Consider the following 23,044-nt stretch of genomic DNA (forward strand, 5'->3'; position numbering starts at 1 on the left):
ATCTGGATCACGCTTGCAAGGGGTTTTTGGAATAAAATTCGCATTTTTGGTTCAACCGTTCACTAATCACCCAAAAAGCGCATTTATCCTGCAATAACACACCCGTTTGGCGAGCTCGCTATCCTCTAGATGGCGTGGCGGTGGTAGCAGATCAAGGTTGTGGCGATTTGGTCTCTCTACATCTATATGCATGGTGATCGAGGTCACGCCTTCGGGTAACATAGCGCCCCTTTGCGATTCACACACTCTTGGGCTTTGGAGAGTTTAATGCCTTTTGCACTTGGCCAGCGTTGGATTAGTGATACAGAGACGGATCTGGGGTTGGGGACTGTCGTTGCTGTTGAAGGACGCATGGTTACCCTGTTGTTTCCGGCTACCGGTGAAAACCGCATGTATGCCAAAGAAGAGGCGCCGGTCACCCGGGTCAGCTTCAATGTGGGCGATCAGATCACCAGTCACGAAGACTGGGCCATGACGGTCGAAGAAGTGCAGGAGAAAGACGGCCTGCTTATATATGTAGGTGTGCGCACCGACAATGATGAGCCCGTTGCCCTCAAGGAAGTGTTTCTCAACAACTTTATCAAGTTCAACAAGCCGCAGGATCGCCTGTTCGCCGGTCAAATCGATCGGATGTCCCGCTTCACCCTGCGCTACGAGGCGCTGGTCAACCAGCACCAGCGTCGTCGCAACCCGACTCGCGGTCTGGCCGGTGGCCGGGTCAGCCTGATCCCGCACCAGCTTTATATCGCCCACGAGGTGGGTCACCGCTACGCTCCGCGCGTACTGCTGGCCGATGAGGTGGGTCTGGGCAAGACCATCGAAGCGGGCATGATCATTCATCAGCAGCTGCTCTCCGGCCGCGCCCATCGGGTGCTGATCCTGCTGCCCGAAACCTTGCAGCACCAGTGGCTGGTCGAGATGTTGCGCCGCTTCAACCTGCACTTCTCCCTGTTTGACGAGGAGCGCTGCATCGAGGCGTTTGCCGATGCGGAGAACCCCTTCGAGACCGAACAGCTGGTGATCTGCAGCCTCGACTTCCTGCGCAAGAAGCGTCGTCGCTTCGAGCAGGTGCTGGAGGCCGAGTGGGATCTGCTGGTTGTCGACGAAGCCCACCATCTGGAGTGGAGTGAAGAGGCGCCGAGCCGTGCCTATGAGATGGTGGAAGCGCTGGCCGAACAGGTGCCGGGCGTACTGCTGCTGACCGCGACTCCGGATCAGCTGGGCCACCAGAGCCACTTTGCCCGTCTGCGCCTGCTCGACCCGGAGCGTTTCTACGACTACGAGGCCTTCCTCGCCGAGGAGCAGGCCTATGGTCAGGTCGCGAGCGCCGCGCAAGAGCTGCTGGATGGCGAGACCCTGAGCGATGAAGCCAGACAGATCCTCGCCAGCCAGCTGGAAGGGCTGGACTTGAGCGATGCCGCCGCCCGTCAGCAGGCAGTCGCCAAGCTGCTGGACCAGCATGGCACCGGCCGGGTGCTGTTCCGCAACAGCCGCGCCAATATTCAGGGCTTCCCCGAGCGTCACCTCAACGTCTACCCCATGCCGCTGCCGGAGCAGTACAAGACTGCCATCAAGGTGATGGGCATGATGGGTGGCAACGGTGGCGATCTGCAGACCCGCGCCCTGCGCTACCTCTACCCCGAGAAGATCTTCCAGCAGTTCGAAGGCGACAACGCCACTTGGACCCAGTTCGACCCGCGCGTAGAATGGTTGCTGGAGCTGCTGCTCTCAGCCCGCCAGCAGAAGGTGCTCGTGATCTGCTCCGAAGCGGCGACCGCTATCGCGCTGGAAGAGGCGCTGCGTACCCGTGAAGGGATCCGTGGTGCCGTGTTCCACGAAGGGATGTCGATCCTCGAGCGGGACAAGGCCTCCGCCTATTTTGCCCAGCAAGAGGGTGGCGCCCAGGTGCTGCTCTGCTCCGAGATCGGCTCAGAAGGGCGCAACTTCCAGTTTGCCAGCCATCTGGTGCTGTTCGACCTGCCTCTCAACCCGGATCTGCTGGAACAGCGTATCGGTCGACTGGATCGTATCGGTCAGCAGAATACCGTCGAGATCCACGTTCCCTATCTGGAAGGGACTGCCCAGCGCGCCCTGCAGCTCTGGTATCACGATGGTCTGGACGCGTTCGAGCAGACCTGCCCGACTGCCCGCCCGGTATTCGAAGCGGTACGTGAAGAGCTGTTCGAGCTGCTGGCCGCCAACACCGGCGATCAGGCAGCCCTCGACGCCCTGTTGGTCAAGACCCGCGAACTGCACGAGCCGCTCAAGGCACGGCTGGAGCAGGGCCGCGATCGCCTGCTGGAGATCCACTCCAGCGGTGGCGCCGCTGCCCAGCAACTGGTCGACAAGCTGGCCGCCGAAGATGACGACACCGGCATGATCTCCTTCGCTCTCAAGATGTTCGACGAGATCGGCGTCAATCAGGATGACCGTGGCGAGAACGCGCTGGTGCTGACCCCCGGGGATCACATGCTGGTCTCCAGCTTCCCGGGCCTGCCGCAAGACGGCATGACCATCACCTTCGATCGCAACACAGCCCTGTCGCGGGATGACATGGCGCTGCTCTCCTGGGATCACCCCATGATGCGCGGCGGTATCGACCTGATCCTGGGCTCCGAGATCGGTGCCACCTCGGTCGCACTGCTCAAGAACAAGGCGCTGCCCATCGGCTCCATCCTGCTTGAGCTGATCTTCGTTGCCGAGTCTGCGGCCCATCCCCAGCTCTACCGCTTCATGCCGCCGACGCCGATCCGTCTGCTGATGGACAAGAACGGCCAGAATCTGGGTGAGAAAGTGGCGTTTGATGCCTTCAACCGCCAGCTGACGCCGGTCAATCGCCACCTCGGCAGCAAGCTCGTGACTGCATCCCAGCCGGTGATCCACGGTCTGATCGGCAAGGGCCAGGCCATTGCCGAAGAGCTGAAAGCCGGGATTGTCGACAAGGCCCGTGCCCAGATGGCGCAGACCCTGCAGCAGGATCTGGATCGTCTGGAAGCGCTCAAGGCGGTCAACCCGAACGTGCGAGACAGCGAACTGGATTATCTGCGCAATCTGCAGGCAGAATTGCACCACCTGATCGATCAGACCCAACTCAAGCTGGATGCCATCCGCTTTATCGTGGTCACCCATAACTGACAAGGTACCGACCGACAGCGGCCAGACCCAGCTCAAACTGGATACCCAAGGCCGCTTTGTCGTGGTTACCCATAACTGATGGGGGCTTGCCCCCACCTTCTGATGCGAGACATTTATGTTTGAATACTCACCGCCTCTGGAACCCTGGCTCGATATCCTGTTCAAGGACAAGGACATCATGGTGGTCAACAAGCCCACTGGCCTGCTAAGCGTCCCCGGGCGCGGCCCCGAGAATGAAGACAGCGTCCTGCATCGGGTGAAACAACAGCACCCCAAGGCGGCGGCAGCTCATCGCCTCGACATGTCCACCACTGGCGTCATCGTCATTCCTCTCAATCCCAACTCTCATCGGGAGCTGAGTCGGCAATTTCGCGAGCGGGAGACCGAGAAGCACTACCTCGCCTGGGTGTGGGGTGAGCCGGAGGCAGAGTCGGGTCAGGTAGATCTACCGCTCTGCGTCGACTGGCCCAACCGCCCGAAACAGAAAGTTGACCACGAAGAGGGGCGTCACGCCCTGACCCTGTGGCAGAAACTGAAGGTGGAGAACGGCAACAGTCTGATCAAGTTGACCCCCATCACAGGTCGCTCGCACCAGTTGCGCGTCCATATGCTGGAGCTGGGGCACCCGATCCTGGGTGACAACCTCTATGCCCATCCGGATGCGCTGGCGGCAGCGCCCCATCTCTACCTTCATGCGGCCAGCCTGACCATCAGCCACCCCCGCAGTGGCGAGCGGATGACCTTCGAGGCGCCAGCTCCTTTCCCGGTCTGATCCCGCAAATCGCAGAGATAAAAAAGCCCCCATCGCGAGATGGGGGCTTTTTCATTAGGGTCAGACGCGAATATCGATCTTGCTTCCCAAAGAAGCGCTGGCCGATGTCGGTGCAACCGGCGCTGATTGCGCTGCGTTTTGCAGCAGCTTCAGCGCAGCTTCGCCCTCTTGGGTCTGCTGTTTCTTGGCCAGACTGGCCGTCATCAGGGCAGAACCAAACGACGCATTTGCAGAACTTGATATATCCATAGGGTTCCTCCTGCACTCAACAGTATCGGCCAAGCGGCCCCGAACATAAGCACTGAATGCAAAACAATCTGAAAGTCGCTTTTCTATCAATCAGATAGCAATAGCATTCATGGCCCCTATTCACCGCTGGATGACGCCTTCCAGCTCCTGTGCCGTCATCGGCCGAAGCACCTTGCAAGGGTTGCCAGCCGCCACCACGTTGGCGGGCACATCTTTGGTCACCACCGAACCGGCACCGATGACGCTGTTGTCACCGATGGTGACGCCGGGGCAGATGACGACGCTGCCGCCAATCCAGACGTTGTGACCGATCCGCACCGGCTTGCCGAACTCGACACCCTTGATACGTGGCACCACCGCCACCGGGTGAGCGGCGGTGTAGATCTGCACCCCGGGCGCCAGCAGCACGTTGTCGCCGATGTGCACCTCGCAGACGTCGAGGATGGTGCAGCCTACGTTGGCGTAGAAGTTCTCGCCGACGAAGATGTTGGCACCATAGTCGCAGAAGAATGGCGGATTGATGGCACACTCCTGGCCGCGGCCACCGAGCAGCTCGTGCAGCAAAGCATCCCGCGCTGGTTTCTCCTGCCAGCTGGTGTTGAAGGTGTGATAGAGCCGGCGGCAGCGCTCGCGCGCCGCTTTCAGCTCAGGATCACCCGCATCATAGGGCTGCCCCGCCACCATCTTCTGCCACTCGGTACCGCGCACCACCTTCTCCATTACCTACTCCATCAGCCAGATCAGGGATTCATAAGGGCGCAGCATACCCGATTGCGGTTGAGCTGGGCTATCGGGGTAGTTGCCGAGCAGCAGCCGACCTTGCCCGCTTTGCAGCTCGGCAGGCAAGGCAAACTCCACCGGCTCGCCGTAGAAGTTGCTCACCACCAGCAGGGTCTGACCGTTGGCGCGGCGGGCATAGGCCCAGATCTGCGGGTGCCCGGTCAGCAGCTCCTGATAATCCCCCTGAGTGAAGATGGGGTGCGCCTTGCGAAGGGCGATAAGATCCCGATAGTGCCAGAACACCGAGTTCTGGTCGGCCAGCGCCGCCTCGGCGTTGATCTCGGAATAGTTGGCAGCAGGCTTGAGCCAGGGCGTTCCGCTGGTGAAACCGGCGTTGGCCGCAGCGCTCCACTGCATCGGGGTGCGCGAGTTGTCGCGGGATTTGGCAGCGAGAATAGCGAGGATCTCGGCCTCGCTCATCCCTTCAGCCTGCTTGATGGCGAAGATGTTGCGGCTCTCCACATCCTGATAGTCATCGATGCGCTGATAGCCGGGGTTGGTCATGCCGATCTCCTCCCCCTGATAGATGTAGGGGGTACCTTGCAAACCGTGCAGAGTGCTGGCCAGCATCTTGGCGGCCACCACCCGATGCTCGCCCTCATCGCCGAAACGGGAGACGATGCGCGGCTGATCGTGGTTGCACCAGAACAGCGCCGACCACCCCTTGCCATGCATGCCGCTCTGCCAGTGGTTGAAGATGCGCTTGAGTTCGAGGAAGTCGAACGGCGCCTTGGTCCACTTGTCGCCGTTGGGGTAATCCACCTTCAGATGGTGGAAGTTGAACACCATGGAGAGCTCGGAGCCATCGAGGGCGCCATAGCGCTGGCAGTGCTCCAGCGAAGTAGAGGACATCTCCCCCACCGTCATGGCGCCGACAGGAGCAAACACGTCGCGGCTCACGTCCTGCAAAAATTCGTGGATGCGCGGCCCGTCGGTATAGAAGCGGCGGCCATCGCCAATCTCGTCGTTCGGGAACGTCTGATCCTTGGAGATAAGGTTGATGACGTCTAGGCGGAAACCATCCACCCCCTTGTTCGCCCAGAAGTGGATGATCTTTTTGACCTCGGCGCGCACCGCCGGATTTTCCCAGTTGAGATCCGCCTGCTCGCGGGCAAACAGGTGCAGGTAGTACTGACCGGTGGCTGAGTCCAGCTCCCAGGCGCTGCCACCAAACTTGGATTGCCAGTTGTTGGGCACGCCGCCATCTACCGGATCGCGCCAGATGTAGTAGTCGCGGTAGGGGCTGTTTTTATCCCCCATCGCCGACTTGAACCAAGCGTGCTCGGTGGAAGTGTGGTTGACCACGATATCCATCACGATGCGGATGTCGCGCGCGTGGGCGGCGGCCAGCAGCGCCTCGAAATCAGCCATGGTGCCGTAGGCGGGATCGATGGCAAGGTAGTCGGCGATGTCGTAGCCGTTGTCCACCTGCGGGGAGACGTAGACAGGGGTCAGCCAGAGGGCATCGACCCCCAAGGTCTTGAGATAGTCGAGGCGGGCCATGATCCCCTTGAGGTCGCCGGTGCCACGGGCGCCGGAATCCTGAAAGCTCTTGGGGTAAATCTGGTAAATCACGGCACTCTGCCACCAGGGTGTTTGGCTCATGGGTCTTTCTCTTGTCTCGAATAGAAAATGGAGAGGGCGACCCACGGGTCGCCCTGATAATCAGTGTCAGGCGCTGGCTTGGGCCAACTTGCCAGCGGCTTGCTGGCGCTTGTAGACCAGCAGGGTCAGCACCACCGGCACCACGATGGCGACCAGCATGGCGATGGCAAACACCGCCCAGTATTGCGGCTGGATGGAGAGGATGCCCGGCAGGCCGCCCACCCCGATGCCGTTGGCCATTACCCCGGCGAAACCGCAGATGAGGGCGGCAAGGCTGGAGCCCACCATGGCGCACAGCATGGGGAACTTGTACTTGAGGTTGATGCCGTACATGGCCGGTTCGGTCACCCCGAGGTAGGCGGAGATGGCGGCAGGCACCGAGATCTCCCGTTCGTTCTCCTTGCGGCTAATCAGAATGATGCCCACTACGGCAGATGCCTGAGCGATGTTGGAGAGAGCGATCAGCGGCCAAATCGGAGTGCCACCCATGCTCTGCATCAGCTGCAGATCCACTGCGTTGGTGGTGTGGTGGATACCGGTAATGACCAGCGGTGCATAGAGGAAACCGAACAGGGCAGCGCCGATGGGAGCGAAGGAGCCAGTCATGGCAGCCTTGGCAGCGAAACCGACGCCATCACCAATCCAGCGACCGAACGGGCCGATAAAGGCGTGAGCCACGATCACTGCCAGCAGCAGCGAGACAAACGGCACAATCACCAGATAGAGGTAAGCCGGAATGATCCGCTTGAGGTTGGTCTCAACCCAGGCGAGGAAGACACCCGCCAGCAGCGCCGGAATGACCTGGGCCTGATAACCTACCTTCTGGATCACGAACAGGCCGAAGTCCCACACCTCGGGAGTCTGCTGACCGATGCCGTAGGCGTTCATCAACTGCGGTGACACCAGCGTCACCCCCAGCACAATACCGAGGATCTCGGAGCCGCCCATCTTCTTCACTGCAGACCAGCAAACTCCGACCGGCAGGAAGTGGAAAATCGCCTCGCCCAGCAGCCAGAGGAAGGCGTGTACCTGAGCCCAGAATTGGCTGATCTCGGTGAGGGTGTGAGTGCCATCGTCGAACATCTTGATGTCGCCGATGACGTTGCGAAAGCCCAGGATCAGACCGCCGGTGATGATGGCGGGCAGCAACGGTACGAAGATCTCCGCCAGATGGGAGATGCCTCGCTCCAGCGGATTCATGTTCTGGCGAGCCGCCTGCTTGGCGGTCTCCTTGCTGCCACCGCTGACGCCGAGCTGTTCGGTCAGCGCCTTGTACCACTGCTCTACCTCGTTGCCGATCACCACCTGGAACTGACCGCCCTGGGTGAAGCTTCCCTTCACCGCCGGGATGGTTTCGATGGCCTTGCTGTCGGCCTTGGCCGGATCGTTCAGGACGAAGCGCAACCGGGTCAGGCAGTGGCTGACGGTGGCGATGTTCTCCTTGCCGCCGATCTTGTCGATCAGGGTGGCAAGCTGCTGTGCGTTGATCTTGGACATGGGTCTTCCCTCTGTGACGCCATTGAATAGTGGTCTGTATCGCCCTTTTGAGCCAGTCTGTCGGCCGGAGCGTTTTTGGTATCGTTCCCATTTAGCATGCCGACAATCTGGCCAGATCGAAATGGGAACGTTCCCAATTCGTGGCCAGCGTCACAAAAAGCGCACTTTTTGTTCAATCGGAAGTGATGGGGCTCACAGGGTTCGGCAGGGGGCGATTGTCACCAACGGAGGCTGAGCCTGCTCAATCTGGCCGAGCAGCTGACGCGCTGCCTGCTCCCCCGCCCCCTTGTAGCCCAGATCAAGACTAAGGGCGTTGGGGAAGAGGAAGCTGAGCATGGGGTTGTTGCCAAGGCCGGTCACCAACACCTCGCTACGCCCTTGTTCTTGCAGGTATTTTGCCGCACCGATGGCGAGGGTGTCGCTGGCGCAGACCAACGCCTGGGTGGAGGGGGTAAGCAGCTCGGCCGCCAGCCGATAGCCGCTCTGCAGGCTGAGATCACCGAGGGCGCTGCGCGGGCGCAACCCCTGCTCTGCGCAGTAAGCGAGATAAGCATCTAGGCGGCGCTGGCCGGTGGTGAGATCCGAGGTATCCACCCCCAGATAGGCGATGTCGCGGGCGCCACGGCTTGCCAGTTGCGCCAGCATGGTGCGCACCGCCCCGGCATCGTCAAAACAGACCGAGGAGAAACCGGGATATTCGCGGGCAACCAGCACCAGCTTATCCCTGAGCGGCGCCATGGCGGCATAGTCGAGATCGTTGAAGGCGAACAGGATGATGCCATCCACTCCGCGCCGCTTCAGCACCGCCAGATGCTCCTGCACCTTGGCCGGAGAGAACTTGCTCTCCATCAGCACGGCGTCGTAGCCGCGCTGGTAGAGGGTCTCCAGCATGCCACGCACCGCCTGATTCTCCGAGCTGGAGTCGAGCCGCGAGACGATGATCCCCACCACCTGCTGGCTCTGGCTGCGCATGGCCCGCGCCGACTTGCTCGGCACGAAGCCATGCTCGGCGATGATCTGCTCCACCCGCTCGCGGGTCTCCTGCTTCACCTTGGGATCCTGATTGAGCACCCGGGAAACAGTCGACTTGCCGACCCCCGAGAGGCGGGCGATATCGAGGATGGTCAGTTTCTTGTCCATGGATTGACTCACTGGGGCTTGGCGCAGGCGGTGGAAATTGCCCACATTGTTGTGATTAACCCCTGTGAATACAAGCCCATGGCGTTAGAATGCCCTTTTTGCCCCGCTTCGGACGGCGCATCAGGAGGACGCCCACCATGGATCTGCTGGCCAGTCTGCTCTTCTCCCTCTCCATCACAGGCCCCATCTGCGTGATCCTGCTGCTCGGCATCTGGCTCAAACGGCTGGGGCTGCTGCCGGAGCCCTTCACCGAATCCGCCTCCCGGCTGGTGTTTCAGGTCACCCTGCCCGCCCTGCTCTTTCTCAGCATTCTTGGCACCAACTTCGCCACCATGCCGAGCCCCTGGTTTATCGGTTACGGCCTGCTCACCACCGTCGCCAGCTATCTGGTGCTGGAGCTGCTGGCGGGCCGCTTTATCGGCGAGCAGCGACTGCGCGGCATCTTCGTGCAGGGGAGTTTTCGCGGCAACAGCGCCATTATCGGGCTCGCCTACGTGCAAAACGCCTATGGCCACGAGGGGCTGGGGGCGGCAGCGCTCTACGTCGGCGCGGTCACCGTGCTCTACAACATTCTCGCGGTCATCACCCTCACCCGCAGCCTCGGCGGCGCCACCGGCATCCGCCCCATCCTGCTCGGCATCATCAAGAATCCGCTCATCATCGCCATCGTGGCGGCCCTGCCCTTCAGCCTGCTCGGCATCAAGATGCCGCAACTGCTGCTCACCACCGGCAGCTACTTCGCCAACATGACGTTGCCGCTGGCGCTGCTCTGCACCGGCGCCTCCCTCAGCCTCGACGCCCTGCGCGGTGGTGCAGCCATTGCGGGCTGGGCCAGTATCATGCGGCTCTGTCTCATTCCGGCTGCGTTCACTCTTGGGGCCGCCCTGCTCGGCTTCAGCCATCTGGAGCTGGGTATTCTGTTTCTCATCAGCGCCACCCCGACTGCCGCCGCCAGCTATGTGATGACCCGCGCCATGGGGGGCGACAGCGTGCTGGCCGCAAACATCATCGCCACCACCACCCTAGGTTCGCTGGTCACTACCAGCCTCGGGGCGACTCTGATGAACTACCTAGGGTTGATGTACTAACGGCTTGACCTTGCCGGAGGCGGCAGCTTTAGGCTGGCGCCCATCAACAGAGGAGATATTCCATGACCATCGAACTCACTGTGTCCGGCATGTCCTGTGGTGGCTGCGCCGCCAGTCTGCAAAAAGCGCTGCTGGCCCAGCCTGCGGTCACCACCGCAACCGTCGATTTCGCCAGCAGCAAGGCCTTCATCGAGAGCGAGCTGAGCAAGGTAGAACTGATCGCCCTGATCGAAGCCAAGGGTTTCTCTGCGAGTTAAATTATCTCCATAGAGGTATAAAACAGGTTAAAAATCTGTACTCACCTGTCTTTTGGTGAGTTTTATCACAGATATTGATGGTTATCTGGGCAAACTGGCTGCGATTATTCCAACCATAAGGATTTGCAGCATGACCCTACCGATCCGCAAGACCCTGCTCGCCGCCGTCATTGGCCTGACCCTCTCCCCCATGGCAATGGCCCTGCCCAACGTCCATATTCTGGCAACCGGCGGCACCATTGCCGGAGCTGGCCAGTCGGCTACCCAGTCCAACTACGAGGCTGGCAAGGTGGCCATCGAAACCCTGATCGCCGCCGTGCCCGAGATGAAGAACGTGGCCGATGTGCAGGGTGAGCAGGTGGTGAAGATCGGCTCCCAGGACATGAACGACGAGGTGTGGCTCAAGCTGGCCAAACGGGTCAACGAGCTGCTGGCCAAGGATGACGTGGATGGCATTGTCATCACCCACGGCACCGACACCATGGAAGAGACCGCCTACTTCCTCAATCTGACCGTCAAGAGCGACAAGCCGGTGGTACTGGTTGGCGCCATGCGCCCCTCCACCGCCATGAGTGCTGATGGCCCGCTCAACCTCTACAACGCCGTGGTGACCGCCTCCGACCCCGCCTCCAAAGGCCGTGGCGTGATGGTGGCGATGAACGACACCGTGCTGGATGCCCGCGACGTCACCAAGACCAACACCACCGGGGTGCAGACCTTCGCTTCCCCCAACTTTGGCCCGCTCGGTTACATCCACAACGGCAAGATCGACTATCAGCGCAGCCCGGCCCGCCTGCACACCAGCAAGACGCCGTTTGACGTGAGCAAGCTCGACAAGCTGCCGCAAGTGGGCATCGTCTACAGCTACGCCAACGCCACCGACTTGCCGGCCAAGGCGATGGTGGATGCCAAGTTCGACGGCATCGTCAGTGCCGGGGTGGGCAACGGCAACCTCTACCACACCCTGTTCGATACCCTGGCCAAGGCGAGCAAGGATGGCATCCGCGTCGTGCGCTCCGCCCGCGTGCCGACCGGCGCCACCACCCTGGATGCCGAGATCGATGATGCCAAGTACGGCTTCGTGGCCTCCGGCACTCTCAACCCGCAGAAAGCGCGGGTGCTGCTGATGCTCTCCCTGACCCAGAGCAAGGATCCAGCCCAGATCCAGCGCTGGTTCCAGCAGTTCTGATAACGGTTGTCTGACAAGTGATAAGCAAGGGCGGGACTTCCCGCCCTTTTCCCTCCTGCAATGCTGTCTCGCCAAGCTCCCGCTTCGTCCATGACACCATTTGGCGGGGTCATCCTTCCCTTTTCCGGCCATCTTTTTCAGCCATCGCAAAGCGCGGTCATCAAATTAGCGAGCCGGATCACCCGCTTTCACAAGCGCATCGCCGCCAAATTCATTACACTGCCAGCGATCTTATCCACTCAAGGAGTGCTGTTGCTGTATGGAAATATTGATCCTGCTGGGATTGATTTTGCTTAATGGCGTCTTCGCCATGTCAGAAATCGCCATCGTCACCGCACGCAAGGCTCGCCTCGGCAAGCTTGCCTCTGAAGGCAACCGCTCCGCCGCCATTGCCCTCAAACTGGGCGAAGACCCGACCCATTTTCTCTCTGCCGTCCAAATCGGCATTACCAGCATAGGTTTGCTCAACGGTATCTACGGCGAATCCCTGCTGGCCCAGCCCTTCTCTCTCTGGTTGCAGGAGTGGGGACTATCCCCCAAGAGCAGCGGCCTGATCGCCACCGTCATCGTGGTGGTGGTGGTTACTTACCTCTCCATCGTGGTGGGGGAGCTGGTGCCCAAGCGGCTCGGCCAGCTCAATGCCGAGCGCATCGCCTGTCTGGTGGCCCGCCCCATGCACTGGCTCGCCACCCTGACCCGCCCCTTCGTCTGGCTGCTGTCGGCCTCTACCAATGCCAGCCTGCGGCTGCTGCGGGTCAACCAGAACGGCAGCGCCAACGTTACCGAGGAGGAGATCCACGCCATGCTGGTGGAGGGCTCTGAAGCCGGGGTGATCGAGGATCATGAACACACCATGCTGCGCAACGTCTTCCGTCTCGATGAGCGCAGCCTCTCCTCCCTGATGGTGCCGCGCAGCGATATCCGCTATCTGGATCTGGCGCTGCCGCTGGAGACCAACCTGCAGCGACTGGTGGAGTATCGCCACAGCTATTTTCCGGTCTGCGACGGCAACCTGTCAGAATTGGTGGGTATCATCAATGTCAGCAAGGTGCTGCACGCCTATATCAAGGGTGAGCCCATCGATCTGGCTGCCCTGACCCAGGAGGGCAGCCTGCTGCCCGAGACCCTCAACGGCGTCGAGCTGCTCAACCACTTCCGCACCCACAGCGAACAGATGGCGCTGGTGGTTGACGAATATGGCGAGCTGCAGGGGCTGGTCACCCAGCAGGATCTGCTGGAGGCACTGGCGGGGGATTTCCAGCAGGAGGATGGTGAAGACAACTGGGCCTTCCGGCGCGCCGATGGTAGTTGGCTGCTCGATGGCCTGATCCCGTTGCCGGAATTGAAGGACTGTCTGGAGCTGGTTCGTCTGCCAGAAGAAGAAAAACATCACTATCACACCCTTGGAGGGCTTATCATGCTGCTCCTTGGTCGTGTTCCACAAACCGGAGACCTGGTGACACTGGAACAGTGGCAACTGGAAATTGTTGACATGGATGGCCTGCGCATCGACAAGGTGCTCGCCATGCCCTTGACCGATCAACCCAGCTAACCTGCGGAGTTTGCAAGTATGGAGCAGTTTTACCAACTGGCTCACGCCTTTATGAATCACGATCTGAACACACTTTCCGATCCCAAGATGGCCTTCATGATCTGTGGTGTGATTCTGACGTTTCTGGTACTGGAAAACGGATTCATCCCTACCGCCTTTCTGCCCGGTGACAGCCTGCTGATCCTCACCGGCGTACTCATCTATCAGGATGTGTTGTCTCTCGGGGTGATCCCGCTGTTGATCATGGCCACCTTTGTCGGCACCTGGCTCGGTTACATGCAGGGGCGCTTTCTCGGCCACACCCAGCTCTACCATCGGCTGATGTCCCATGTGGAAGAGCGACACCAGCAGAAGGTCTACCACCTGCTGGACAAGTACGGGATCATCACCCTGATCACCGCGCGCTATATCGCCTTCGTACGCACCGCCTACCCCTACATCGTCGGTGCCACCGAGCTGCCCCAGGGGCGCTTTCTCATCGTCAATCTGATCAGCTCCATCATGTGGATCTGCCCGTTGGTCGGGTTTGGCTACTACCTGAGCCACACCAAGCTGGCCGCCGAATACCAGACCCAGTTCTTCAACATCATCATCTATCTGCCGGTGGCCCTGCTGGTGGGTGGCATGGTGGCGCTGGTCTGGCGCTGGATCAGCAAACGCAGGGCCGCGCAGCAGCGGGATTGACCCTTCGCCCAACGCCCGACCCGAAAGCCCTCGCCAGAGGGCTTTTTTGATCGCCAATTTTGCGCAAATCGCAGAAATAGTCCCGCTCGGCCCTTGTAAAGCCGGGGTAAAAATGAGTGAATCTAGCGCCTTTTTTTGGATGGGAATGGAGTCGGTTGTATGTGGTGTCGGATTCGCGCAGCAGCGCTGGTTGTCGGGTTGATGGGAATGTTGGGATTGCCTGCGGTCAGCGCGGCCCCCAACCCTGCCAAACTGGAAGTACGCTCGAGCAGCGCCCTGGTCGTGGATGTAAAAACGGGCAAGACGCTCTACCAGAAGAATGCCACCAAGGTGCGTCCCATCGCCTCCCTCACCAAGCTGATGACAGCACTGGTGGTGCTGGATGCCAAGCAGAATCTCAACCAGACCATCACGGTCGACAAGAACGATCTGGATCGGGTCAAACACACCCATTCCCGCATCCGCATGGGCACCAAGGTGACCCGCCGCGACGCCCTGCATCTGGCATTGATGTCCTCCGAAAACCGGATGGCCTCGGCACTGGCGCGTCACTATCCGGGCGGTCGCAGCGCCTTCGTGCGGGCCATGAACAACAAGGCCAGACAGCTGGGTATGCGTAATACCCACTTCTACGACTCCACCGGCCTCTCCACCCGCAACGTCTCTACCGCCCAGGATCTCGGCAAGCTGGCCGCCGCCGCCTACCGTCAGCCGCTGATCCGTCAGTTCACTCAGGATGAGAACCGGGAGATGCGCTTCAGCGCCCCCGCCTACAGCCTGATGTTCAACAACACCAACCCGCTGGTGAAAAACCCGGATTGGGACGTGCGCCTCTCCAAGACCGGCTTCACTGACGAAGCGGGGCGCTGTCTGGTGATGCGCGCCAAACCGGACAGCCGCGAGCTCGCCATCGTGCTGCTCAACTCGGTGGGCAAACGCACCCCTATCGGCGATGCCAACCGCATTCGCAAATGGCTGAAAAGCTGAGTAAATATCTCAACACAAAAGGATGCTGCGGCATCCTTTTTTATTGCCTGCAGAACGCCTCAGCAGGCCTTGCAGGATGTTGATAGCCAAACCCTGAGTGATGTGATCTGCGCGGCATCTGCCGTTGCAACAGCAGGCATACAGGGCGCCTATAGATGAGGCAAAGGGTGGTGAGGCAGTGCAACGATTCAGAAGAACTGTGCGCAATTACAAAAAGGGGAAGAAATGAGGACAAGAACAGCTAGGTAAACGGGCGATCCACCCGCAACAGCGCACGGGGATCCGCACCAAAAGCTAAATATCGCCCATAAAAAAATAGCCCCGACCGAAGTCGAGGCTGTCTGTATGGTGCGCCCGAGAGGATTCGAACCTCTGACCACCTGGTTCGTAGCCAGGTACTCTATCCAGCTGAGCTACGGGCGCTCATAAACTTTTGGTACTGCTTGAAATATGGTGCGCCCGAGAGGATTCGAACCTCTGACCACCTGGTTCGTAGCCAGGTACTCTATCCAGCTGAGCTACGGGCGCTCACAAACTTTTGTGTACTGCTTGAAAAATGGTGCGCCCGAGAGGATTCGAACCTCTGACCACCTGGTTCGTAGCCAGGTACTCTATCCAGCTGAGCTACGGGCGCTCATAAATCGTTGTGTCGTTTTAAATGGTGCGCCCGAGAGGATTCGAACCTCTGACCACCTGGTTCGTAGCCAGGTACTCTATCCAGCTGAGCTACGGGCGCCCTGTTTTAAAACGATAAAAAAAGCTTACTTATCAGTAAGCCTTTTCCAAAGTGTCGACTTGCTGATGGTCAACACATGACTCTTGCTTGAGTCGTAATATGGTGCGCCCGAGAGGATTCGAACCTCTGACCACCTGGTTCGTAGCCAGGTACTCTATCCAGCTGAGCTACGGGCGCAAATGGCGGAGAAGGGGGGATTCGAACCCCCGATGCGGGTATAAGCCGCATACTCCCTTAGCAGGGGAGCGCCTTCAGCCTCTCGGCCACCTCTCCGTTTGCGGGGCTGATAATACTTCACAGGGATTTTTAGTCAAACACTTTTTTGGAGAAAAAAGTGCGTTCGCTCAGCATTTGGTCAAAGCGTGGAATATTCAAACAATATCGGCACTTATCCCGCAGTTTCGCGCCCTGCAGGGCGATTTCAGGGGGCTGGAAAAACAAAAGGCGACACATGAGGTGTCGCCTTGTCACAGCCATGAAAGTGGCTTAGAAACCCGGTTGGCCCGGAACTTTCTCGGCCTGGATGCGCTGGTAGATCTCTTCGCGGTGAACGGAGACCTCTTTCGGCGCGTTAACACCGATACGGACCTGGTTGCCTTTAACGCCCAGTACGGTGACAGTCACTTCATCACCAATCATCAGGGTTTCCCCAACACGACGAGTCAAAATAAGCATTCGCTTGCTCCTGTATCCTGTTTTGTTTTTATATCGATATGCGACATTATCTAACAAAGATACCGATATGGTAAATGGTTGAAACTAAATCAATCAGAGATTGTTAGCCCAAGGGCTGCTCTTGCGGTGCCTGATCCAACCCGAAAGCCGCGTGTAGGGCTCGCACCGCCAGCTCCAGATACTTCTCGTCAATTACCACAGAGATTTTGATTTCAGAGGTCGAGATCAACTGCATGTTGATCCCCTCCTCGCCCAATACCTTGAACATGGTGCGCGCAACACCGGGATGGTTCCACATGCCGACACCGACAATGGAAACCTTGGCAATTTCGCCATTTCCCTGCACGCAGGAGGCGCCAAGTTCAGTAGCTGTCTCCTCCAGCAGTGCCCGGGCGCGGCGATAGTCATCACGATTCACCGTGAAGGTGAAGTCGGCGGTGCCATCTCCCAGGGTGTTCTGCACAATCATGTCGACATCAATGTTGGCGTCGCTGATCGGATTCAGGATCTGCGCGGCAACGGTTGGTCTGTCCGGCACGCCCAGAATGGTCAGGCTGGCCTCGTTGCGGTTAAAAGCGATCCCGGATACCAGGGGAGCTTCCATCCTATCACCTCCATATGTGATTAAGGTTCCCTCTCCATCGATAAAGCTCGACAGCACCCGCAGCGGGACGCGGTACTTGCCCGCAAACTCCACCGAGCGGATCTGCAGCACCTTGGCGCCGAGACTGGCCATCTCCAGCATCTCCTCGAAGGTGATGGTGTCGAGACGACGCGCCTTGGGCTCGATGCGCGGATCCGTGGTGTATACCCCATCCACATCGGTAAAGATCTGGCACTCATCGGCCTTGATGGCCGCCGCCACGGCAACCGCCGTGGTATCCGAACCGCCGCGGCCCAGCGTCGTGATGGCGTTATGCTCGTCACGGCCCTGGAAACCGGCGATCACCACCACCTTGCCCGCAGCCAGTTCGGCATGAACCAGCTCGGTGTCGATGTGGGTGATGCGCGCCTTGCCATAGGCGGAATCGGTGTGAATCCGTACCTGATCACCGGTCATAGAGACCGCAGGACAACCGCGTTTGTTCAACGCGATCGCCAGCAGCGCTATGGTGACCTGCTCACCGGTGGAGACCAGTACATCCATCTCCCGCCGGTTGGCATCAGGATCCAGTTGCTGGGCCATGCCCAGCAACCGGTTGGTTTCGCCCGACATGGCGGAGACAACCACCACCACGTCGTGTCCCTGGGCGCGGGTCTGCTCGACCCGCTCAGCTACAGCCTCGATCCGCTCCAGTGTGCCGACCGAGGTGCCGCCGTACTTCTGTACATAGAGTGCCACAGATCACCTCGCCCGATTACAGGCGCTCTTCCAGCCAGGAGTGAACGGATTGCAGCGCTGCCGGCACCGCCTCAGGCTGGGTACCACCCGCCTGTGCCATGTCCGGACGGCCACCGCCCTTGCCACCCACCTGCTGGGCAACCAGATTGACCAGTTCACCGGCCTTGACCTTGCCGGTCAGGTCGTTGGTGACACCGGCGATCAGGTTGACCTTGCCATCGGCACAGGTTGCCAGCAGCACAACACCGGACTTCATCTGGTTCTTCAGCTCGTCCAGCATGCCGCGCAGGGATTTCGGATCGGCCCCTTCCAGCGCTGCAACCAGCACCTTCTGACCGTTGATCTCGATCACCTGACCCAGCAGATCGTTACCAGCCTGAGCAGCCAGCTTGGCCTTGAGCTGCTCCAGCTCGCGCTCCATCATCTTGGCCTTGTCCAGCATCTGGCGAACCTTGTCGGCGATGCAGAACTGGTCACCTTTCACCAGTGCAGCAGCCTCTTCGATCTGCTCGCCAACCTGATGCATGAAGTCGATGGCCGCTTTGCCGGTCACCGCTTCGATACGGCGCACGCCAGCAGCGATACCGCTCTCGGCGATGATCTTGAAGAAGCCAATATCACCGGTGCGCTTGGCGTGAGTACCGCCGCACAGTTCGGTGGAGTAGTCGCCCATGCGCACAACGCGCACGTCGTCTTCATATTTCTCACCAAACAGCGCCATGGCACCGGCGGACTTGGCCGCTTCCAGATCCATCAGCTGGGTGGTGATTTCGTGGTTGGCGCGGATCTGATTGTTGACCAGCTCCTCGACCCGGCGAATAGTCGCCATGGTCAACCCCTCGAAGTGGGAGAAGTCGAAACGCATGCGCTCGGCCCCAACCAGAGAACCTTTCTGGGTGACATGCTCGCCCAGTGCCTGACGCAGGGCAGCGTGCAGCAGGTGAGTCACGGAGTGGTTCAGGGCGATGGCCTGACGACGATCGCCATCAACCACGGCTTCCACTTCGGCGCCCTTCTCCAGAGTGCCCAGCTCCATGTAGCCCTTGTGGATGATCGCCTTGCCCGCTTTCAGGGTGTCGGTCACGGCAAAGATACCGTCGTCCACTTTCAGGGTACCGCTGTCGCCGATCTGGCCGCCGGACTCGGCGTAGAAGGGAGTCTCTTCCAGCACGATAACCGCTTCGTCACCGGCGATAAGACCGCTCACCTCTTCCACACCCTTGTAGATACCGACCACGCGGGTACGCTCGGTCAGGGTCTTGTAACCGGTGAAGGGGGTCTCGAAGTCGAGCTTGAGCATCTCGTTGTAGTTCACGCCGAAGCTGGAGGCCTCTTTGGCGCGAGCACGCTGCTTCTCCATCTCGGCCTTGAAGCCCTCTTCGTCGATGCCGATCTCGCGCTCGCGCACCACGTCGGCAGTCAGGTCGGCCGGGAAGCCGTAAGTGTCATAGAGCTTGAACACCACTTCGCCCGGAATAACCTTGGCATCGCCCAGGTTGGCCAGAGCGTCTTCCAGCAGCAGCAGACCGCGATCCAGAGTGCGGACGAACTGCTCCTCTTCGATGCGCAGCACGCGCTCGACCAGCGGCAGCTGGGCGATCAGCTCAGCTGCGACATCCTTCATCTGCACCGCCAGCTCGGCAGCCAGTTTGTAGAAGAAGACATCGGTCGCGCCCAGCTTGCGACCGTGACGCACGGCGCGGCGGATGATGCGACGCAGCACATAGCCACGACCTTCGTTGGACGGCATCACGCCATCTGCCACTAGGAAGGCGCAGGAGCGGATGTGGTCAGCGATGACGCGCAGAGACTGGTTGCTCAGATCTGTGGTACCGACGATCTCGGCCGCTTTCTTGATCAGCGCCTGGAAGATGTCGATTTCGTAGTTGGAGTGCACCCCCTGCATGATGGCGGAGATACGCTCCAGACCCATGCCGGTATCCACGGACGGACGCGGCAGCGGCTCCATGGTGCCGTCAGCCTGACGGTTGAACTGCATGAACACCACGTTCCAGATCTCGATGAAACGGTCGCCATCCTCTTCCGGTGAGCCGGGACGGCCGCCCCAGATGTGATCGCCGTGGTCATAGAAGATCTCGGTGCAGGGACCGCACGGGCCGGTATCGCCCATGGCCCAGAAGTTGTCGGAAGCGTAAGGGGCACCCTTGTTGTCACCGATGCGGACGATGCGATCGGCCGGGACACCGACCTCTTTTTCCCAGATATCGAAAGCTTCATCGTCAGTCGCGTAGACGGTCACCAGCAGGCGATCTTTCGGCAGCTGCAGCACCTCGGTGAGGAAGCCCCATGCAAACTTGATGGCATCCTGCTTGAAGTAGTCACCGAAGCTGAAGTTGCCCAGCATTTCAAAGAAGGTGTGGTGACGAGCGGTATAGCCGACGTTTTCCAGATCGTTGTGCTTACCACCGGCACGCACGCAACGCTGGGAAGTCGTCGCGCGATTGTAGGCACGCTTGTCTGCGCCAAGGAACACGTCCTTGAACTGGTTCATACCCGCGTTGGTAAACAACAGGGTCGGGTCGTTATGCGGTACCAGCGAGCTGGAGGAGACAACCTGGTGCCCCTGGGAACGGAAATACTCGAGAAACGCAGCGCGAATCTCTGACGTGGACATATACATGGAAAATCCTGCTTGATTCGAATACGGACTTTTAACCGCATTAATGTAAGTTTTCTGCGGGGTAAAGTAAAACGGACAGGGCCGCCACGGGCGAAAAAGCGCACATAAACGGGCCAGATAAGAGCGCCGCTGCCCACAGTGGCTTTTTTCACTGTCGAGAGGCAAAAAAGCAGCGCAGAAAGAGGGATGAGATGAACAAAAGGCCGCTTTTTCGGGATTGTGCGCGCAAGCTACTGAACGGGCAGGAAAAAACCTGCCATAAGGAGAGGTAAAACGACGGTTGCCACGCAGTGGCGTTACTCTTCCCGCTCCTGCAGGGCAGAGATGGCATAACGGGCCTGATCCTGGGTAAAGCCGCGCCCCAGCAGGTACTTGAGCCACTTCATCCGCAGCTTGAAATCCGCCAGATCGGCCACTCGGGCGCGCCGTTCGAGCAGGGCAAACGCCAGTTCGAACCAGTCCAGCTCCGGCTGATCGAATGCGGCATCAATCTGCATATCGTCGAGCCCCTTGCGGCGCAGATCGAAGCGGATCTTGATGGGGCCATGGCCCTTGGCGGCACCGGCCCGTACAGCCATACCGCCGTAACGTTCGTCATTGACCCAGTTGTAACCGCGGCAGTAGTCGACCACCGCCTCGATCACCTCTTCATTGAAGCCCTGCTGGCGCAGCCGGTTGGCCAGCTCGGACTCGGCACTCTCGCGGCGGGCCAGACTGCGCATGGCAAAGGCGCGGGCGGCGGTAAGCTGCTCTGCAAAGGTCGGTTTGGCAGGCTCGACCGGTTCGGTAACGGATTCATCAACCATCATAAATAACAAGGCCGGGTATCTACCCGGCCTTCCTTTGTTCCTTATTCGAACTCTTGTTCGCTTTCGGCATCGAACTCGTCTGCCTCAACCGGTGCAGCCTTGTCATCGACTGGCACGGCACCGGAGAGCAGCAGCTCGCGCAGGCGGGCTTCCACTTCGCCAGCCATCACCTTGTTCTCGGCGAACAGCTTCATGACGTTGGCCTTGCCCTGACCGATCTTCTCGCCGTTGTAGCTGTACCAGGCACCGGCCTTGTCGATCAGCTTGTGCTTGACACCGAGATCCACCAGCTCGCCCTCTTTGGAGATACCGGCACCGTAGAAGATCTGGAATTCGGCCTGCTTGAAGGGCGGGGCCACCTTGTTCTTGACCACTTTGACGCGGGTCTCGTTACCGACCACTTCATCACCTTCCTTGATGGCGCCGATACGACGGATATCCAGACGCACGGAGGCGTAGAACTTGAGCGCGTTACCACCAGTGGTGGTCTCCGGGCTACCGAACATAACGCCGATCTTCATCCGAATCTGGTTGATGAAGATGCACAGGCAGTTGGCGTTCTTGATGTTGGCAGTCAGCTTGCGCAGCGCCTGGGACATCAGACGGGCCTGCAGACCAACGTGGGAGTCACCCATCTCCCCTTCGATTTCCGCTTTCGGGGTCAGGGCCGCCACGGAGTCGACGATGATAACGTCAACCGCGTTGGAGCGAACCAGCATGTCGCAGATCTCCAGCGCCTGTTCACCGGTATCCGGCTGGGAGATCAGCAGGTCGTCGACGTTGACGCCCAGCTTGGCAGCGTAGATAGGGTCGAGGGCATGTTCCGCATCGACGAAGGCACAGGTTTTGCCCTTCTTCTGGGCTTCCGCGATCACCTGCAGGGTGAGGGTGGTTTTACCGGAAGATTCCGGGCCGTAGATTTCGACGATACGGCCACACGGCAGACCGCCGATGCCCAGCGCCACGTCCAGCGAGAGGGAACCGGTAGAGATGGCTTCGATATCCATGGTCTTGCTGTCGCCCAGACGCATGATGGAACCTTTGCCGAACTGCTTTTCAATCTGACCCAGCGCAGCCGCCAGTGCCTTCTGTTTGTTCTGATCCATGCCAATCTCCGCTGGAAATCGTGAGTAAGAAGTGAAGTTGGGCTAAGTATACTGTCTATTCATACAGTATCAAGCCCAATTTATCTGAGCAGGGCCAACAGACCCGACAAGGCCTGTCTCACCGCCTGCTGGCGCACCTGTCGGCGATCCCCGTCGAAGCGGGCGAGCAGGGAGTGGTGACGACCGTTGCGATCGGCCCAGGCGAACCAGACGGTGCCGACCGGCTTGCCCTCGGTGGCGCCACCGGGGCCGGCGATGCCACTGATGGCAACGCTGATGGAGGCAGACGAGTGCGCCAGCGTGCCGCGGGCCATCTCCAGCACCACGGCTTCGCTCACTGCACCATGCTGCTCAAGGCTATCGCTGCTCACCCCCAACATCTGCTGCTTGGCCTCGTTGGTGTAGGTGACAAATCCGCGATCGAACCAGCCGGAGCTGCCCGCGATGTCGGTGATGGCGCTGGCCACCCCGCCGCCGGTACAGGATTCGGCGGTCGCCGCCAGCCAGCCCCGCTGGCCAAGGGCCCGTCCCAGCTCGATGGCAAGGTGCTCTATCTCTGCATCCAGTTTCATCACGACTCCTTCTGATCCGCTCAAGAGGCACATTATGCGATCCCGCTAGCGCCGCCCGCAACCACGGCAGTCCGCCCTTGCCTGCCGCAATGTGAGGTGCCGCACCGGCGTCATGCCTTCAATAGTGCAGAACAACCGCGCCCGGAACACCCGCTCCCCCGTCTCGGCGCTTATGTGTAGAATGGCGCCATCAAGCTCAAGGCTCATCACCGCAGACCCGGGCCCGCA

At 59.9% G+C, this 23,044-nt stretch carries 20 protein-coding genes and 6 tRNA genes; 9 read left to right on the forward strand and 17 right to left on the reverse strand.

Annotated features, from left to right (window positions below):
* The first annotated feature begins 267 nt into the window (after positions 1 to 267).
* Together rapA and rluA are read left to right on the forward strand one after the other, a co-directional pair.
* Positions 268 to 3,135: an RNA polymerase-associated protein RapA gene (gene rapA, locus AACT07_RS15445; RefSeq protein WP_069528705.1), complete on the forward strand. Its 2,868-nt coding sequence runs from the start codon at positions 268 to 270 to the stop codon at positions 3,133 to 3,135.
* A gap of 115 nt (positions 3,136 to 3,250) precedes the next feature.
* Complete coding sequence (gene rluA, locus AACT07_RS15450; protein WP_069528708.1) at positions 3,251 to 3,907, forward strand: bifunctional tRNA pseudouridine(32) synthase/23S rRNA pseudouridine(746) synthase RluA; 657 nt, start codon at positions 3,251 to 3,253, stop codon at positions 3,905 to 3,907.
* Between the two features lie 60 nt (positions 3,908 to 3,967).
* Here rluA and AACT07_RS15455 read toward each other — a convergent pair whose 3' ends face one another.
* From AACT07_RS15455 to treR, 5 genes are all read right to left on the reverse strand, one after another.
* Complete coding sequence (locus AACT07_RS15455; RefSeq protein WP_005336040.1) at positions 3,968 to 4,156, reverse strand: hypothetical protein; 189 nt, start codon at positions 4,154 to 4,156, stop codon at positions 3,968 to 3,970.
* Positions 4,157 to 4,276: 120 nt separating this feature from the next.
* Positions 4,277 to 4,876, reverse strand: a complete 600-nt coding sequence (locus tag AACT07_RS15460; RefSeq protein ID WP_005343024.1) for a sugar O-acetyltransferase — start codon at positions 4,874 to 4,876, stop codon at positions 4,277 to 4,279.
* Between the two features lie 3 nt (positions 4,877 to 4,879).
* A complete protein-coding gene (gene treC / locus AACT07_RS15465; RefSeq protein ID WP_069528710.1) occupies positions 4,880 to 6,541 on the reverse strand; it encodes an alpha,alpha-phosphotrehalase in 1,662 nt (553 codons plus the stop codon).
* 66 nt (positions 6,542 to 6,607) lie between these two features.
* Positions 6,608 to 8,038, reverse strand: coding sequence for a PTS trehalose transporter subunit IIBC (gene treB / locus AACT07_RS15470; RefSeq protein ID WP_005336043.1), 1,431 nt, complete (start codon positions 8,036 to 8,038; stop codon positions 6,608 to 6,610).
* 192 nt (positions 8,039 to 8,230) lie between these two features.
* A complete protein-coding gene (gene treR, locus AACT07_RS15475) occupies positions 8,231 to 9,178 on the reverse strand; it encodes a trehalose operon repressor TreR (protein ID WP_069528712.1) in 948 nt (315 codons plus the stop codon).
* Between the two features lie 137 nt (positions 9,179 to 9,315).
* On the opposite strand from treR, the gene AACT07_RS15480 reads away from it, so the two are divergent.
* From AACT07_RS15480 to pbpG, 7 genes are all read left to right on the forward strand, one after another.
* Positions 9,316 to 10,266, forward strand: coding sequence for an AEC family transporter (locus AACT07_RS15480; RefSeq protein ID WP_069528714.1), 951 nt, complete (start codon positions 9,316 to 9,318; stop codon positions 10,264 to 10,266).
* A gap of 62 nt (positions 10,267 to 10,328) precedes the next feature.
* Positions 10,329 to 10,523, forward strand: a complete 195-nt coding sequence (locus AACT07_RS15485; RefSeq protein WP_069528716.1) for a heavy-metal-associated domain-containing protein — start codon at positions 10,329 to 10,331, stop codon at positions 10,521 to 10,523.
* 130 nt (positions 10,524 to 10,653) lie between these two features.
* The gene (gene ansB, locus AACT07_RS15490) at positions 10,654 to 11,712 is read left to right on the forward strand and encodes an L-asparaginase 2 (protein WP_069528718.1); all 1,059 of its coding nucleotides are present in this window, start codon (positions 10,654 to 10,656) and stop codon (positions 11,710 to 11,712) included.
* 90 nt (positions 11,713 to 11,802) lie between these two features.
* On the forward strand, positions 11,803 to 12,009 hold the full coding sequence (locus AACT07_RS15495; RefSeq protein ID WP_139123930.1) for a hypothetical protein: 207 nt from the start codon (positions 11,803 to 11,805) through the stop codon (positions 12,007 to 12,009).
* On the forward strand, positions 11,972 to 13,264 hold the full coding sequence (locus AACT07_RS15500) for a hemolysin family protein (protein ID WP_069528721.1): 1,293 nt from the start codon (positions 11,972 to 11,974) through the stop codon (positions 13,262 to 13,264). Before AACT07_RS15495 ends, AACT07_RS15500 begins: the two co-directional genes overlap by 38 nt.
* An 18-nt stretch (positions 13,265 to 13,282) precedes the next feature.
* Positions 13,283 to 13,948 carry a DedA family protein gene (locus tag AACT07_RS15505; protein ID WP_069528723.1) on the forward strand — a complete coding sequence of 222 codons (666 nt, stop codon included), beginning with the start codon at positions 13,283 to 13,285 and terminating at the stop codon, positions 13,946 to 13,948.
* A gap of 159 nt (positions 13,949 to 14,107) precedes the next feature.
* Positions 14,108 to 14,935, forward strand: a complete 828-nt coding sequence (pbpG, locus tag AACT07_RS15510) for a D-alanyl-D-alanine endopeptidase (RefSeq protein ID WP_005348750.1) — start codon at positions 14,108 to 14,110, stop codon at positions 14,933 to 14,935.
* A 346-nt stretch (positions 14,936 to 15,281) separates the two neighbouring features.
* Here pbpG and AACT07_RS15515 read toward each other — a convergent pair.
* From AACT07_RS15515 to AACT07_RS15570, 12 genes are all read right to left on the reverse strand, one after another.
* A tRNA-Arg gene (locus tag AACT07_RS15515) sits at positions 15,282 to 15,358 on the reverse strand.
* Positions 15,359 to 15,386: 28 nt separating this feature from the next.
* Positions 15,387 to 15,463 (reverse strand) — tRNA-Arg (locus AACT07_RS15520).
* 29 nt (positions 15,464 to 15,492) lie between these two features.
* Positions 15,493 to 15,569 (reverse strand) — tRNA-Arg (locus AACT07_RS15525).
* Positions 15,570 to 15,594: 25 nt separating this feature from the next.
* Positions 15,595 to 15,671: transfer RNA gene (locus AACT07_RS15530), tRNA-Arg, on the reverse strand.
* A 100-nt stretch (positions 15,672 to 15,771) separates the two neighbouring features.
* A tRNA-Arg gene (locus AACT07_RS15535) sits at positions 15,772 to 15,848 on the reverse strand.
* A gap of 3 nt (positions 15,849 to 15,851) precedes the next feature.
* Positions 15,852 to 15,944 (reverse strand) — tRNA-Ser (locus tag AACT07_RS15540).
* A gap of 213 nt (positions 15,945 to 16,157) precedes the next feature.
* Entirely contained in the window at positions 16,158 to 16,346 is a 189-nt protein-coding gene (gene csrA / locus AACT07_RS15545; protein WP_005336053.1) for a carbon storage regulator CsrA, read from the reverse strand.
* 103 nt (positions 16,347 to 16,449) lie between these two features.
* The gene (locus tag AACT07_RS15550) at positions 16,450 to 17,688 is read right to left on the reverse strand and encodes an aspartate kinase (RefSeq protein ID WP_005336054.1); all 1,239 of its coding nucleotides are present in this window, start codon (positions 17,686 to 17,688) and stop codon (positions 16,450 to 16,452) included.
* Between the two features lie 16 nt (positions 17,689 to 17,704).
* Complete coding sequence (gene alaS / locus AACT07_RS15555; RefSeq protein ID WP_005343004.1) at positions 17,705 to 20,329, reverse strand: alanine--tRNA ligase; 2,625 nt, start codon at positions 20,327 to 20,329, stop codon at positions 17,705 to 17,707.
* 296 nt (positions 20,330 to 20,625) lie between these two features.
* Positions 20,626 to 21,135, reverse strand: a complete 510-nt coding sequence (locus tag AACT07_RS15560) for a regulatory protein RecX (RefSeq protein ID WP_069528782.1) — start codon at positions 21,133 to 21,135, stop codon at positions 20,626 to 20,628.
* Between the two features lie 44 nt (positions 21,136 to 21,179).
* Positions 21,180 to 22,244 carry a recombinase RecA gene (gene recA / locus AACT07_RS15565; protein WP_005348744.1) on the reverse strand — a complete coding sequence of 355 codons (1,065 nt, stop codon included), beginning with the start codon at positions 22,242 to 22,244 and terminating at the stop codon, positions 21,180 to 21,182.
* Positions 22,245 to 22,324: 80 nt separating this feature from the next.
* Positions 22,325 to 22,816 (reverse strand): CinA family protein, encoded by a 492-nt coding sequence (locus AACT07_RS15570; RefSeq protein ID WP_069528725.1) that lies wholly within the window; start codon positions 22,814 to 22,816, stop codon positions 22,325 to 22,327.
* Positions 22,817 to 23,044: the final 228 nt, after the last annotated feature.

The organism is Aeromonas sp. ANP5 (assembly GCF_963870295.1).
In the GTDB taxonomy this organism is placed as follows: Bacteria; Pseudomonadota; Gammaproteobacteria; order Enterobacterales; family Aeromonadaceae; genus Aeromonas; species Aeromonas veronii.

Excerpts from the sequence above, each read along its gene's own strand:
- AACT07_RS15485 (WP_069528716.1), top strand. The coding sequence starts at position 10,329 with ATGACCATCGAACTCACTGTGTCCGGCATGTCCTGTGGTGGCTGCGCC.
- AACT07_RS15455 (WP_005336040.1), bottom strand. The coding sequence starts at position 4,156 with ATGGATATATCAAGTTCTGCAAATGCGTCGTTTGGTTCTGCCCTGATG.
- AACT07_RS15560 (WP_069528782.1), bottom strand. The coding sequence starts at position 21,135 with ATGGTTGATGAATCCGTTACCGAACCGGTCGAGCCTGCCAAACCGACC.
- pbpG (WP_005348750.1), top strand. The coding sequence starts at position 14,108 with ATGTGGTGTCGGATTCGCGCAGCAGCGCTGGTTGTCGGGTTGATGGGA.
- recA (WP_005348744.1), bottom strand. The coding sequence starts at position 22,244 with ATGGATCAGAACAAACAGAAGGCACTGGCGGCTGCGCTGGGTCAGATT.
- AACT07_RS15480 (WP_069528714.1), top strand. The coding sequence starts at position 9,316 with ATGGATCTGCTGGCCAGTCTGCTCTTCTCCCTCTCCATCACAGGCCCC.
- treR (WP_069528712.1), bottom strand. The coding sequence starts at position 9,178 with ATGGACAAGAAACTGACCATCCTCGATATCGCCCGCCTCTCGGGGGTC.
- AACT07_RS15495 (WP_139123930.1), top strand. The coding sequence starts at position 11,803 with ATGACACCATTTGGCGGGGTCATCCTTCCCTTTTCCGGCCATCTTTTT.
- AACT07_RS15505 (WP_069528723.1), top strand. The coding sequence starts at position 13,283 with ATGGAGCAGTTTTACCAACTGGCTCACGCCTTTATGAATCACGATCTG.
- rapA (WP_069528705.1), top strand. The coding sequence starts at position 268 with ATGCCTTTTGCACTTGGCCAGCGTTGGATTAGTGATACAGAGACGGAT.
- AACT07_RS15570 (WP_069528725.1), bottom strand. The coding sequence starts at position 22,816 with ATGAAACTGGATGCAGAGATAGAGCACCTTGCCATCGAGCTGGGACGG.
- treC (WP_069528710.1), bottom strand. The coding sequence starts at position 6,541 with ATGAGCCAAACACCCTGGTGGCAGAGTGCCGTGATTTACCAGATTTAC.
- AACT07_RS15500 (WP_069528721.1), top strand. The coding sequence starts at position 11,972 with ATGGAAATATTGATCCTGCTGGGATTGATTTTGCTTAATGGCGTCTTC.
- csrA (WP_005336053.1), bottom strand. The coding sequence starts at position 16,346 with ATGCTTATTTTGACTCGTCGTGTTGGGGAAACCCTGATGATTGGTGAT.
- ansB (WP_069528718.1), top strand. The coding sequence starts at position 10,654 with ATGACCCTACCGATCCGCAAGACCCTGCTCGCCGCCGTCATTGGCCTG.
- rluA (WP_069528708.1), top strand. The coding sequence starts at position 3,251 with ATGTTTGAATACTCACCGCCTCTGGAACCCTGGCTCGATATCCTGTTC.
- alaS (WP_005343004.1), bottom strand. The coding sequence starts at position 20,329 with ATGTATATGTCCACGTCAGAGATTCGCGCTGCGTTTCTCGAGTATTTC.
- AACT07_RS15460 (WP_005343024.1), bottom strand. The coding sequence starts at position 4,876 with ATGGAGAAGGTGGTGCGCGGTACCGAGTGGCAGAAGATGGTGGCGGGG.
- treB (WP_005336043.1), bottom strand. The coding sequence starts at position 8,038 with ATGTCCAAGATCAACGCACAGCAGCTTGCCACCCTGATCGACAAGATC.